The 13094-nt window shown below is 60.6% G+C and carries 12 protein-coding genes; all 12 read right to left on the reverse strand.

Annotated features, from left to right (window positions below):
* Nucleotides 1-192: 192 nt before the first annotated feature.
* The 12 genes from hybE to AW06_RS08425 all read right to left on the reverse strand — a co-directional run bounded on the left by hybE (nucleotide 193) and on the right by AW06_RS08425 (nucleotide 12891).
* The gene (gene hybE / locus AW06_RS20210) at nucleotides 193-819 is read right to left on the reverse strand and encodes a [NiFe]-hydrogenase assembly chaperone HybE (RefSeq protein ID WP_171047295.1); all 627 of its coding nucleotides are present in this window, start codon (nucleotides 817-819) and stop codon (nucleotides 193-195) included.
* Nucleotides 816-1121, reverse strand: a complete 306-nt coding sequence (locus AW06_RS08375; RefSeq protein ID WP_034948626.1) for a HypC/HybG/HupF family hydrogenase formation chaperone — start codon at nucleotides 1119-1121, stop codon at nucleotides 816-818. The genes hybE and AW06_RS08375 overlap by 4 nt, the downstream gene beginning before the upstream one ends.
* Complete coding sequence (locus tag AW06_RS08380) at nucleotides 1121-1612, reverse strand: HyaD/HybD family hydrogenase maturation endopeptidase (RefSeq protein ID WP_034948629.1); 492 nt, start codon at nucleotides 1610-1612, stop codon at nucleotides 1121-1123. The genes AW06_RS08375 and AW06_RS08380 overlap by 1 nt, the downstream gene beginning before the upstream one ends.
* Before the next feature lie 79 nt (nucleotides 1613-1691).
* Nucleotides 1692-3395, reverse strand: coding sequence for a nickel-dependent hydrogenase large subunit (locus tag AW06_RS08385; protein WP_034948632.1), 1704 nt, complete (start codon nucleotides 3393-3395; stop codon nucleotides 1692-1694).
* A 122-nt stretch (nucleotides 3396-3517) separates the two neighbouring features.
* A complete protein-coding gene (hybB, locus tag AW06_RS08390; RefSeq protein ID WP_046535455.1) occupies nucleotides 3518-4696 on the reverse strand; it encodes a Ni/Fe-hydrogenase cytochrome b subunit in 1179 nt (392 codons plus the stop codon).
* 2 nt (nucleotides 4697-4698) lie between these two features.
* Entirely contained in the window at nucleotides 4699-5727 is a 1029-nt protein-coding gene (hybA, locus tag AW06_RS08395) for a hydrogenase 2 operon protein HybA (protein ID WP_046535456.1), read from the reverse strand.
* 1 nt (nucleotide 5728) lies between these two features.
* Complete coding sequence (locus tag AW06_RS08400) at nucleotides 5729-6901, reverse strand: hydrogenase small subunit (protein ID WP_034948634.1); 1173 nt, start codon at nucleotides 6899-6901, stop codon at nucleotides 5729-5731.
* A gap of 420 nt (nucleotides 6902-7321) precedes the next feature.
* Complete coding sequence (locus AW06_RS20215; RefSeq protein WP_138677948.1) at nucleotides 7322-8971, reverse strand: caspase family protein; 1650 nt, start codon at nucleotides 8969-8971, stop codon at nucleotides 7322-7324.
* A gap of 98 nt (nucleotides 8972-9069) precedes the next feature.
* Nucleotides 9070-10710, reverse strand: a complete 1641-nt coding sequence (locus tag AW06_RS08410; RefSeq protein WP_034948635.1) for a 3-(methylthio)propionyl-CoA ligase — start codon at nucleotides 10708-10710, stop codon at nucleotides 9070-9072.
* Between the two features lie 141 nt (nucleotides 10711-10851).
* Nucleotides 10852-11700: an alpha/beta fold hydrolase gene (locus tag AW06_RS08415; protein ID WP_273704521.1), complete on the reverse strand. Its 849-nt coding sequence runs from the start codon at nucleotides 11698-11700 to the stop codon at nucleotides 10852-10854.
* A gap of 1 nt (nucleotide 11701) precedes the next feature.
* Nucleotides 11702-11989 carry a putative quinol monooxygenase gene (locus AW06_RS08420; protein ID WP_034948636.1) on the reverse strand — a complete coding sequence of 96 codons (288 nt, stop codon included), beginning with the start codon at nucleotides 11987-11989 and terminating at the stop codon, nucleotides 11702-11704.
* 74 nt (nucleotides 11990-12063) lie between these two features.
* Entirely contained in the window at nucleotides 12064-12891 is an 828-nt protein-coding gene (locus AW06_RS08425) for an oxygenase MpaB family protein (protein ID WP_034948637.1), read from the reverse strand.
* Nucleotides 12892-13094 lie beyond the last annotated feature (203 nt).

Raw genomic sequence — 13094 nt, forward strand, 5'->3', positions numbered from 1 at the left:
CGTGACCGCGCACGGTATATGCAGAAAAGAGTTGAAGGGGGTCACCAGATCCGGGGAATGGCCATTGTAAACCCCGAATCACCATGAGGGAACAGGTTCACAGGCCTGAATGGAATGCCTTGCGCAACAGGCTGTGGCATCAGTGGCCGAGAGTTTCTACTCCCGAACAACTCATCGCCGCGAGGCGTGCGCTCAGCGTCGGACGACGCGACGGAAGAATGCACGCCGAAGGGGATCCGTGGGCACGGTCGTAGTGCTGACAGAATTCAAAGCAGGACCCGAAGCTTCGCCGAGTGTTCTGAACATTGCATCAAGTGCGGCCATGGCGGCGGCGCGCGCGGCGGCCTGGGAGGCGATCTGGCTGGGAGGAGCGAACAACGGACAATACTGGTAGGAGGGAATCACTGCTGATGGGCTGTAATCCGCTATGAACTCCAGCGGACCAATTGGGAAATTAATCTGGCAGCGCTCGCCGGAACGTCGGTCGGACCACAGGTTGCCGCCGCCGGGCAGGACAAAAAGATTGATGAACCAAGGTGTAATCACCGCGCCCACCCAGTCACCCAATGCACAGCCCACATCACTGGTACTCGCTGCCAGAAGCGGCGGGTCGACCACGGACGCTTTGCTGGAATTCCAGCGGCGAAAGCCGACCGCCTCAACCGACAAGGCGGCGTTGACAAAAGGCAGATCGCGCATGCTGGTAGTCCAGATATGCAGAAACATCGACTCCAGGCACACTGCCGGGTTCTCGCTGATGGGTGCCGCAGGGGGAGGTTGCGGTGCCTGAAAGGCTGCATTGCGGGAACGCGGGCTCATGGCCGGCTGTTCCAATCGTCTAATCTGCTGCTCAGGTCGGTAAAATGCTGCGATGAGTCGTAGCTGCCTGCCCATGAGGAGGTGAGCGCCGCCAGTGCATCTTCAATCAGCACCCGCTCCTGATCGTCAAGAACTTCCCTGGCCAAGCCGAGGGCGACCAGAATCCATGTCCCTGGCGGCTGCGGGCCAATCAGCATCAGATTGACCTGCTCCCGTAGCAACGAGGTTCCTTGGCGGCGCTCGACAATCGCCAGGTCGGGTCCCTCCAGGGCGACGATCTGCATCGGAATCGACAGACACATCAGGCAGCCTCGGGGGCAAGTGGATGGACGCTGATTCCAAGCTTTGCCAGTTGCGCGACAAGCATTTGCATCAGTGCAGGCATGCTGGCCTCGATTTCGCTGCTGAGTTCCATGCCCAGCGCCAGGGAATACGGTTGCAGGCCCATGATGGTGGTGTCCTTGGGCGCCCGCCCAAGGAACTCGAGCGTTGCCAGGACATCGCATAGCCCGACCTGGTGCGGTGACAATTTGGTCTTGAAGAACACCGGTATGGCGTCGCCGGTGAGCAGGATCGGCGTCCCCGGCGCCTTGCCGGCACGGATTGCATCCACCATGATCAGCGCATCAAGACCCTCGATATCCTCGAGCAATTCCATGCCGCAGGTGCCGCCGTCGATCAACTTCACTTCCGGTGGCAAGGAATAGGAGCGCAGCAGGCGCTCGACCGCACGCACACCCAGCCCCTCATCGCTCAACAGGATGTTGCCAACGCCCAGCACGACGATGCGCACGGTGGTCTACCCGGATGGGAAAGAATGGCCAGGAGAGCATCCTGGCCTTGGTGAATAGAGTGCGAGACCCAGCTCAAGTCTACGCCACTTTGACTTTGACCACCGGATGATTCTTCTCATCGACGACATGCACTGCGCAGGCGATGCAGGGGTCGAAGGAGTGAACCGTGCGCAACACTTCGAGCGGCTGCTCGGCAATCGCTACCGGTGTTCCGGCGAGGCTCGCCTCGTAGGCGCCCGGTTCATCCTTCTCGTTGCGTGGTGCAGCATTCCAGGTGGTGGGAACGACGCACTGATAGTTCCTGATTTTCCCGTCGTTGATTACCAGCCAGTGCGAGAGTACACCGCGCGGTGCCTCGTGTACGCCGACGCCTGAGATTTCGCCCTTCGGAAATACCGGCTTGTTAAAGGTTTTCAGATCACCCTTGGCCATGTTGGCAAGCAACAGATCCCATTGGCGAGCCAGTTCATCGACCTGTACCGCACAGCCGACGGCACGTGCCGCGTGTCTACCAATCGTCGAGTGCAGCGCATCGAGGCCAACCTTGGTCTTGGCGACCGTCGACACCAGTTCAAGTGTATGAGTTGCGTAGTCGATGGCCGGCTGGTATTTGGCGGCAACCATGGCCAGTACGGACGGCAGCGGACCGACCTGCATCGGTTTGCCATAAAAGGTGGGAGACTTCAGCCACGAGTATTTGCCGTTTTCCTGGAAATCGGTGTACTGCGGCCGAGTTTCGCCCTTGTAGGGATGCAGGGGGCCCTTGCCACCTTCGTACCAGGAATGCTTGACCGATTCTTCGACTCCCTCCTTGAAGTATGCGTCGTTATGCGTCTTGATTTCCTTGAAGCTGCTCATGTCGCCACCGGCGATATGACCGCCAGGCAGGGCAAATTGGGTGTTCTTGCCATCGAGCGGAATATCCGGCACCGAGATGTAATCGACAATGCCACGCCCGATCGTCGTCCACTCGGGATAAAAGCCACCGACCACCGCGACGTCGATCAGGTAGACGTTCTTCACGAAGTCACCGAGCCGATCGATCCAGTCCTTCACTGCCAGCAGGCGTTCGACGGTCAGTACCGATTGCGAGTCAATGGACAGTGCGTTGGCGACGCCACCGACGGCGACGTTCTGAATATGAGGTGTCTTTCCTCCGAGAATGCTGACCACCTTGTTGGCATGCCGCTGCACTTCCAGCGCTTGCAGATAGTGCGCCACCGCGATCAGATTGACCTCAGGTGGCAGCCTCATCGCCGGATGACCCCAGTAACCATTGGTGAAGATACCGAGTTGTCCAGTTCCGATAAAGCCGCTTAGGCGTTCCTTGACCTTGGTGAATTCGGCCTTGCTGTTGCCGGACCAGTTCGAAAGGCTTTCGGCGAGGCTGGCTGCCTGACCGGGGTCGGCCTTGAGGGCACTGGTCACGTCCACCCAGTCGAGCGCCGAGAGGTGATAGAAGTGCACGATATGATCGTGCACGGCATGCGCCAGAATGATCATGTTGCGGATGTATTGGGCGTTGACCGGCAGTTCGAGCTGTAGTGCGTTTTCCACGGCGCGGACCGAAGCCAGCGCATGTACCGTCGTACATACGCCACAGATGCGTTGGGTGATCGCCCAGGCATCACGCGGGTCGCGACCGATCAGGATGTTCTCCACACCGCGCCACATCTGGCCTGATGCCCACGCTTTCTTGACCTTGCCGCCGTCGACTTCGACATCAACGCGCAGGTGACCCTCTATGCGAGTGACCGGATCAATGGTGACTCTTTGCGACATCTTGTTGTCTCCTGAAAAGAGCGTTAATTTGAAAGTCGCATCAGCGACTCACGAATCCCTCCTCCCCACTTGCGAGGGAGGACAACGGTCAGGACTGTCATGATGGGGGGTGCCTGGTAAAGTCATGACCGTTGGCTGCGTGCTGGCTGGGCGTACGTTTCTTCACGCGGCAGGACCGGGAATCGGCGGGTGATGTAAATATAGCCGAACACCTCGGCGGCGAAGATCCCGATGGTGACCAGCAGTTCCGGTACGGACGGGAAATAGTTCCAGCCCGGCCCGGTGTCGAAAGCGATCAGGAAGCCGTTGAGTCGCAACATGATACCGCTGAGCATGACCGCAATGCCGGCGAGGAACAAGCGGGCCGGATTACGGCGTGCCTCGGTGGTGCCGATGAGAAGGAATGTGCCCAGCAGACACGCGTTTTCGACCCAGAAAGTCAGCGCGACGTAGGTCGGTGCGAACGCCTGGCCGATGACACCGCGCACGACGAGATCAGTAAAACGCACGACCAGAAACAGGGCCATGATGCCGAGCATTACCCTCGCCATCGGGTTGAGAAGGGAGACCTCGATTTCGCGCCGGTACGCTGAAGCGGCTACGCAGGATTCGAAGAGGATCACTCCGTAACCGAGCATGATTGCCGAAAGCAGGTAGATCAGTGGTTGAATCGGTGTCTGCCAGAGCGGGTTGACCTGGCCGCCCATGACGACCAGCATCGTTCCTAGCGAAGCCTGGTGCATCATCGGCAGGACGACGCCGAGGGCAATGAAGATGAACAGGACCTTCTCGAGTTTCCGGCGGGCATCGCGCAGGCCCAGGCGTTCGAGAAAAACCGGCGAGAACTCGATCCACATGACAATGATGTACAAGGTGATGCAGGCCGCAACCTCGAACATCACCGAGTTGACGTTGAAGTATCCCGGCCAGAAGATATGCCAGAAATTCCACCAGCGACCCAGATCAAAGGTAATGGCCGCTCCGGCCAAGGTGTAACCAAAGAGACTGCCGAGCAAGGCTGGACGTACCAGCGGATGGTACTTGCCTTTGTTGAAGATATAGACCAGCAGCGCCATCGAGAAGCCGCCACAGGCGAGAGCCGAACCGATGAAAACGTCGACCACCACCCATATGCCCCAGGAGTAGCCATCGTTGACGTTGGTCGTCGAACTCAGGCCGAAGAACAAACGGACGAGGATGATGGTTGCGGTGACGGCAATCAGCATGCAGCAGACCAGCGTCGTGGCATTGAACATGCTGCCGCCGATCGGTGCCGGTCTGGCGTGTTGCAGAGTGCTCATGATCACTCCTTCCCGGGTTCGTCCGCCGGCGCATCGTCCTCGTGATGGACGTTGCGCTTGGCGACATAGGTCATCACGCCGAGTACGGCGAACGGTGCCAGCAGTCCACCGTAGAGCGTGTGCTGAATCGTTTCCGAGGTCGACGCCGACGAATTGGGGGACAGATAGGGCATACCGACCTTCTCGAAATCAACGGCCGAGAGCTTGAGCACCTGGGTGCCGCCGTATTCGGTTTCACCATAGATATGCTGTTTGTAGTTGCCGACGTAGCCTTCATAGCTCTGATCTGGTCCGCCGCTCAGGTTGCCGCGCGGATAGGTGGTCACGCTGCCAGGTTTTAGCGCCAGACGTCGTTTGGCTTCGGACAACAGGTCGCTGGTTCGCCCGTAGAGCGTAGCGCCGGTTGGGCAGACCTCGGCGCACGCCGAGTAGTGACCATCCTTGTAGCGATGCCGACAGAGCTCGCACTTGCCTATCTTGCCGGTCGGCGAGTCGTATTGGTATTTGGGAATGCCGAACGGACAGGCGACGACACAATACCGGCAACCAACACAGGCCTCGGCGTCGTAGGCGACGATACCCGTCTTCGGATCCTTGGTCATTGCAGTGACTGGGCAGGCCGAAACGCAGGATGGGTCAGCGCAATGCATGCACGATGTCTTCATGAAAGCATAACCGTTCGTCTCATCGTCCTTGGTCGCCATCGTTCCGCTGCGATACATCTTGATGATGTTGAAGGTATAGCCACTGGTATCGAGCGGGGTATCCCACAGCTTGTCGGTCGTTGAAAATTCGGCCGGGTTGTCGTTGGCTTGCTTGCAGGCGGCGACGCAGGCCTTGCAACCGATGCACAGGGTGGCATCGTAGAGCAGACCGAGTGCTTCGGGTGGGCGCTGGTAGGTATCGCGTGCCTCGACCCGGACGCTGACGGCACTCGCAACCAGTGCGGTGCCGGCGGCACCCAGGCAGCCTTCAAGGAATTTTCGGCGGCAGTTCACCTCGGTTCGGGTATCGGGACTGTTGGCAGGCATCTCACACCTCCATTTTTTCACTCGCGGCCTGGGCCTTGGCAGCCTCCTCGGCCTTGTGGGAAAGCCCAAGATTACGCGCCACCATGGCCGCTCCACCAGCCGCCGCACCCGCCACGGCGGCCAGTACCGCGGCCGACCCCAGTGTCGCGCCTGTTCCTTTTTCTTCGACGATGCGCGGGTACTGCTGCGGAGGTTCGACGTTCTTTACTTTCGCCAGCATGTGAATCGGCTTGCTGAAGCCGACGCCCTGCTCGGTACAGCCAATGCACGGGCAACCGCAGCCAACCGGCCAGGTGCCGGCGCCGGCGTCGCCGAACAGGATGGTCGGGCAATTGGCGTAGGTTTCCGGCCCCTTGCAACCCAGCTTGTAGAGGCAATAGCCCTTGCGGTGGCCTTCATCACCGAATTCGATGGCAAAACGGCCAGCATCAAAGTGGGCGCGGCGCTCGCAGTTTTCATGGATAAGGCGCGAGTACGCAAATTTTGGTCGACCCAGATCATCGACCGCAGGTAAGCTGCCAAATGCCAGAAAGTGCACTACTGCGGACAGGAAGTTATAAGGATTGGGTGGGCAACCAGGAATCGTCACGACCGGCTTGCCTAGGACCGTGGCGACGCCTGAAGAACCCGTCGGGTTGGGATCGGTCGATGGCATGCCACCCCAGCTCGCACAGGAACCAATGGCGATGACAGCAGCCGCATCGGCGGCGCATGCCTGGGTCAGCTCGACCGCAGTCTGGCCGCCGACCTTGCAATAGATGCCGCCATCGCGCGTCGGAATGGCTCCTTCGATGACCAGCAGGTAGCTGTTCTTGTTCTCGGCCATGGCTGTCCTGCGTGCCTGTTCCGCCTGGTGGCCAGCCGCTGCAAACAGCGTTTCATGATAATCGAGCGAAATCACATCGAGAATCAGCTTTTCTAGCGTCGGATGCTCGGAGCGCAGCATGGATTCCGTACAGCCGGTACATTCCTGGAATTGCAGCCAGATGACCGACGGCCGTTTCTTGTCGGCTATCGCCTCGGCAACGGCTGCGTCAGCACCCTGCGGCAAGCCCAGGCTGGCCGCGACGGTTGTGCAGAACTGCAGAAACTCCCGTCGCGACAGGTCAAGTCGTTTGCTCGCCGCGGCGATACGCGAATCACCTTCCAGCTTCAGCAGACCGGTATTTGCCATCTCACTGCCCCCTATCTCGTCGTCCGACCGCTGGCCGGGAGGTTTACATCTGCGCTAATCAGGGGCGATGCAGTCAAAAACCGTGCCAGGGAAGAATAAATATAAAAAACATCGACGTAAGCTTTCCCAATGAGCTCTGCAGGCGAATTTTTCTTTGCATTAATTTTACGAAATGGATACTTTCTTACCGGCCCCATCGATGGAGACCGGTCAAGTCTGTAAACTAATGTAAATAGGGTGACTAACAGGCTGACGGACTTTTAGGCTGCTGAACATTGAGCCGATGTCTTCGCCGCTCGCATGGCCGAACAGATCTTCCCAGATCGAGAACTTACGCCTGGAAATGTTGCGCAGCGCAGGACGGTGGCTCGCGCGCAGATGGGGAAGAAAGATTCGTGAGTCGCTAACGCGACTTCCACATTAATAATAGGACGGTCGCCAGCCTCCATGATCCCTCGGCTTCTTCTCTGCCGATGGCGCAGCGTCCGGGGTCGCCAGGGCAGCGCCGGCAGCGTAGTCGGCCAGTTCGATCCGTTCGCCTCCGATCACCGATCCGCCCTTGCGAACCAGATTTTCCATTGCCAGAAAGCCGCGCATCCTCTCGGGAGCAACCCAGGCCGTGCGGTCGAGCTGAACACCCCTGCCCAGGTCGACGCCGCGAGCTTCGATACGGTAGCTGTCGAAAGTTCCGGCAGGCAAGGTGATCCGCTCGCGTGCAGCGACACGCAACTCGAAGCGCACATTGGCCTTCGTGCCATCCGCTCGGGTGACGATGAACTGTGCCGGCCAGCGCTTGCCGAGCGCGTAGTCGTTGATGAAAAACTGATAGGGCGTCCAGCTTGTACCGTCAGGCGCGCGGACGTTGTTGCCGAACAGATCGCTCACCTTGCTGCCGTCGTTGTACAACACCTCGTCGCCAGCGATCCTGAGAACGGTATCCGTGCTGCGTGCGGTTTCGGTCTGGCTGACGAGATCGACGGTACGATACGTATAACGCTCGCCAGGGCGGAACGAAACCACCTTGCCGCTGTAGGAGGCGGCCTTGCCGTCGGCAGCGCCCGGTACGCACATTTCCGGCCCGAGCGGCGGCGGGGGCGCTGCCTGGACAGGCTTTTCGCCGCGCTCGCGCAGGACCGCGTCGAGTCGATGCTGCGCAAGCTCGGCAAACTTGCCACTTGGCCGCTGCCGGATGAAGGCCTCCAGTGGCTCGGGATCCTTCGCTTCGCGCAGGCTGTTCCAGGTCGCCAGATCGGCTTCGAACTCTTTCTGCTCACGGCTCAGGTCACGACCGCTACCACCGACGAAGGCGAAATCACCTTCCAGCGAGGTGCTCTCCCAAGGAATCTGCGCACCTTCGGATGCCCGTCGCACCGCCAGCCGCACGCGCTTGAAGACATCTTCGACCGGTGCGCCCGGCACTTTCATTTCCTTCAACAGGTTCTCGGTGTACAGCCCGTGCGCACCGTCCCCGTCATCGGCGGTGTTGCCGGGTGCGGTGGCATAGGCCAGCAGCGTGCCGGGCGGCGCGTCGAGCTGCGAGAGCCCCCGGTCATCGGTGCGAAAATCGCTGCCAAAAGGGTTGTTGCGGCAGGCGTCGAGAATCACCAGATTGAGCGGATTGCGCGCACGGCCGAGACTTTCGAGCAAGAGACCGACGTCGACGCCCTGCGCAGCGATATCCGACGGACGGGTGATGCGTACATCCACCGGCAGCATGAAATTTCGCCAGTTGAGCTGGACTCCATGGCCCGCGTAGTAAAAGACACCGACCGCCCGGTTGTCGCGCGCGAGCGCATCGCCGAAGCCGCGGATGGCTTCCTGCAATTCGCGGCGCGGCGAGTCCACCTTCAGCGTCACGCGAAACCCCGCCTCGCGCAGGCGTTCGGCGACTGCGCGCGCATCGCGCGCAGGGTTGACGAGCGGTGAGGCGACATAGGCGCCGTTGCCGATCACCAGGGCAATCCGTCCCGCTGCCGGTTCAGGCGCGACAGCCGAGGCGCTCAGGGGTGCGAGGAGCGCCAAACAGGTATAGAGCGCGGTGGCTTTTTGGGCAGGGCGTGATGGCTTCATGGCAGTCTGGTTTCCTTGGGTTGATGGGCACGCACAGATGGTCAAACGCTGTGGGACCGATTATGCCAGATGCCGCCCGTCACCAACTGCCACTGCGCTCACGCCGATGGCAGACGATAGTCCTTGAACATCTCCCGCAGCCTCAGCTTGTGCAGTTTGCCGGTCGCGGTATGCGGCAGTTCGTCGACAAAGGCGACATCGTCCGGAATCCACCAGTTTGCCACCCTGCCCTGCAGGAACTCGAGCATCGTCTCGCGAGTCAGCGCCTCGCCGGGTTTTCTGACGACCACCAGCAGCGGCCTTTCCTGCCATTTGTCGTGCGCCGCGCCGATCACCGCAGCTTCGGCGACCGCCGGGTGTGCCACCGCGGCATTCTCGAGGGCGATCGACGAAATCCACTCGCCGCCGGACTTGATCACGTCCTTCGAACGGTCGGTGATCTGCAGGTAGCCATCGAGGTCGATGGTCGCGACGTCGCCGGTGTCGAAGAAACCATCGGCATCGACGATGCCGCCGCCCTCGTCCCGGTAGTAGCCGCTGGTGATCCACGGCCCGCGCACCAGCAGGTGGCCGGCGGCCTGTCCGTCCTGCGGCAGGCGCTCGCCCTGATCGTCGACGATCTTCATCTCGACGCCATAGACCGCCCGCCCCTGCTTCTCCTGGATGTCCAGTCGCTGTTCGAAGGTGTAGTCCTCGTGCTTGGGCAACAGATTGCAGACCGTTCCGACCGGCGACATCTCTGTCATTCCCCAGGCATGAACGACGAAAGCCCCGAAGGTGTTCGCAAAGGCTTCGGTCATCGCGCGCGGAGCCGATGAACCGCCGATCACGACGCGGCGCAGGCACAGTTCGTCCCGTGGCTTCAGACCGGCGCCATCGACATGCTGCAGGAGCATTCGCCAGACCGTGGGTACGCCAAGGGCCAGCGTCACCTGCTCGTCGCGCAGCAGTTCATAGACACTCTTGCCGTCGAGTGCCGGGCCGGGCATCACCAGCCGGGCACCGCTCATGGCACCAGCGTAGGGCATTCCCCAGGCGTTGACATGGAACATCGGAACCACCAGCAAAAGGGTTTCCGCAACTCCGATAGCCAGGCCGTCGACCGCGCAGGCGGCCCATGCATGCAGCACCGACGAGCGATGCGAGTAGAGAACGCCTTTCGGGTTGCCGGTGGTTCCGGAGGTATAGCACAGCGACGAGGCGGTATGTTCGTCGAACTGCGGCCAGTCGTAGGCATCGGATGCGGCGCCGAGCAGATCCTCGTAGCAGAGCAGGCCGGGAATGTCGCATACCGGCAGATGCGCCCGGTCAGTCATGACCACGAAACCGCGAACGCCGGGAACCGCCTGCGCCAGCTTTTCGACCAGCGGTATGAAACCGAGGTCGAAGAACAGGAACTGGTCTTCGGCATGCCTGACAATGTATTCGATCTGTTCCGGGAACAGGCGCGGGTTGATGGTGTGCAGAACCGCTCCCATCCCCGACACGCCATAATACAACTCCATATGCCGGTAGCCATTCCACGCCAGGGTGGCGATCCGCTCGCCCGGAACAACCCCTAGTGCGGTCAGTGCGTTCGCCACCTGTCTGGAACGGCGGCAGATGTCGGCATAGGTACAACGATGCAGCGGCCCCTCGCTGGTACGCGAAACGATCTCGGCCTGTGGATGGCAACGTGCCGCGTGTTCGATCAGTGACGAGACCAACAACGGCCGCTCCTGCATGAGTCCCCTGAGCATGAGGTATCCCCCTTGTATCGGTTGGAGTTAATGTAACAGTCGCGTCAACGACTCACGATCTCCCCTCCCCCTCATGGGTCGGGAAAAGTAAACTGTCATGACTTTGATGATGATCCGAAGTGCCTGAAAAAGCCATGACCGTCAAAGTGCTTGCAGTGCCCCAAGAAGTTCCTCAGTGTAGGCGCTGAAGCGATGGACGTCGGCGTGTGCCGCCGCCGGGAGTCGCAGCAGGCGCGCCTGCGATGCGACGGACAACAGTCGTTCGCTATGCGTGACCGGAATTAGCCGATCCTGCTCGCCATGCACCAGCAGCAATGGACCATGCAAAAGCGAGGCATCCTGGCAGGTCGCCAGCGGGTAGCGCAACAGCCAGGTCGGCAGCAGCGGATAATTCGAATGCATGAGCTGGGCCATGCTGCAATACGGAGAGACCAGGATCGTCAGGTCGGGTTGAACCGCTGCCGCCAAGCCCGCAGCCAGCCCCGTGCCGAGAGAGCGCCCAAATATGACCTTGCGCTTGCCGGCGTATTGCGGCGCAACAAAACGCCAGGCGGCCAGCACGTCGGCGCGAAGCTGTGCTTCGCTCTCGATGCGGCCACTACTCTTGCCATAGCCGCGATAGTCCAACATGAACAGATCGTAGTTGGCCTCCCGGTAGAATTCGACATTACTGAACCAGGTCGCCAGATTACCGTTGTTGCCATGCAGATAGAAAACCACTCCGCGTGGATTCGGCAATTGCAAGTGCAACGCCGAGAGCGTCGCGCCGGCGACCGGGATATCCACCTCATGAACATCGGCAAGCGCGAAGCGGTATGTCGCCGGCAGCGGATCGGGTTGAAAGATCAGGGTCTCCTGGTAGCAGTAGACCCATGCCAGCGCTGCCAGGTAAGAACTGCCGGCCAATGCGGCGACAAGCGCCAGCGCGCGCCGCCACAGCGCGCCAATGTCGGCAGCAACCCGGACATTGGCCATGCTCAGCCCGACCATGTCAATCGATCGAGCTGAAGCGATGGATCAGGGGAGGCTGCGCCAGCAGTTCAGCCGCCAGCGTGATCGCCTTGGCCACATGGGCGCTCGCCAGATGGGCGTCAGCGACTGCCTGATCGGTCCACTGCTCGACGGTCACGAACTCAAGCGGATCGTCCTGATTCTGAAACAGCTCGTAGCTCACGCAGCCGCTTTCCTGGCGACTTGGGCCTAGCAAATCCTGCAATACCGACCGCAGTTCGTCCTCTCTACCGGATCGGGCGGTAATTCGGGCCATGATTCTGATCATCGTTTCTTCCTTGTATGGGTGGTCTTGAGAATAGGCACCCGTAGTGCCTCAGTTTTACAGGGGTCGCCGTCCAGTCAGCCCGGCGGGGGCGGCCCGAGCGATTCGATGCGGTAGCCCTGCGGATAATCCGTCCGCGGAATCTGCGTGCGCAGTTTCGGACGCCGGCGGCGTGGCAGCCAGCGCAGGACCCTGGCCCGAAAACGCAGCGCATGTTCGGCAGCCCAGACCAGCCAGCGCGGTGCCGGTTGCAAACCAAAGGCGCTGAGCAGCGGCGGATCGAGCAACGCGTGAATGCTGCTGCGAACGAGCGGGCGCAAAACGGCGGGAAACCAGCCGGCAAAGAGTTCGCGCGTGGCCAGCGCCACCTGTTGATTGGCACTGCTAAAGCCAAAGTTGGCCGCTTCATAGGCGCGGCTGGTGCGCTCGAAGTCGCCGAGATGGTCGGGCAGGTCGCGGATCGACATCCGTTCGCCGAGGTTCCGCCAGAACCAGAACCATGCCTGTTGCTCGAATTCGGTCATGCGACGCCAGCCGAAGCGTCGATTCCAGCGAATCGGCTCGAAGACGAAGGTCGACAGCACGTACAGGAAGTCTTCGTTGGCAATCCTGAAACGCCCATGCAGGGCGTTCATGCGCGCGATGGCGCTGGCACCGCGCGGACTGTCGAAACCGTTTTCGATGATTTCACTGATGATCAGGTCGGTATCATCGTAGCGTTTCCCGGTGCGCTTCTCGAATTCGCCGGTGGCATGCAGCAGACCGCCGATCCGCGCCGACGCGAAGGTGCGGAACAGCGCAAGTTCGAGCGAGCGTGTGGTATCCCAGGGAAAGACCAGCGTCGCCAGATGGCGAACGATCTCCTGGCAATCGCGTCGCGGGTCAGGTGCCAGGCGGCTATTCATCGATTTCCTTTCGGTGGTTCGTATTCATTCGTATTCATCATCCCTTCATACGTGCCGCGCGGGCGATTGGATGCAGCGACATCGTCGATCAGGCGTCGCAAGGGCAAGACGATCCTGCCGGCAAGCTCAGAGGTTGTGAATAAATCTACTGCGCGACCGATCTGCTGCGTTGCTCAGTCGCTCACTCCTCGCCTATCCACTTG

Source organism: Candidatus Accumulibacter cognatus (genome assembly GCF_000584975.1).
In the GTDB taxonomy this organism is placed as follows: Bacteria; Pseudomonadota; Gammaproteobacteria; order Burkholderiales; family Rhodocyclaceae; genus Accumulibacter; species Accumulibacter cognatus.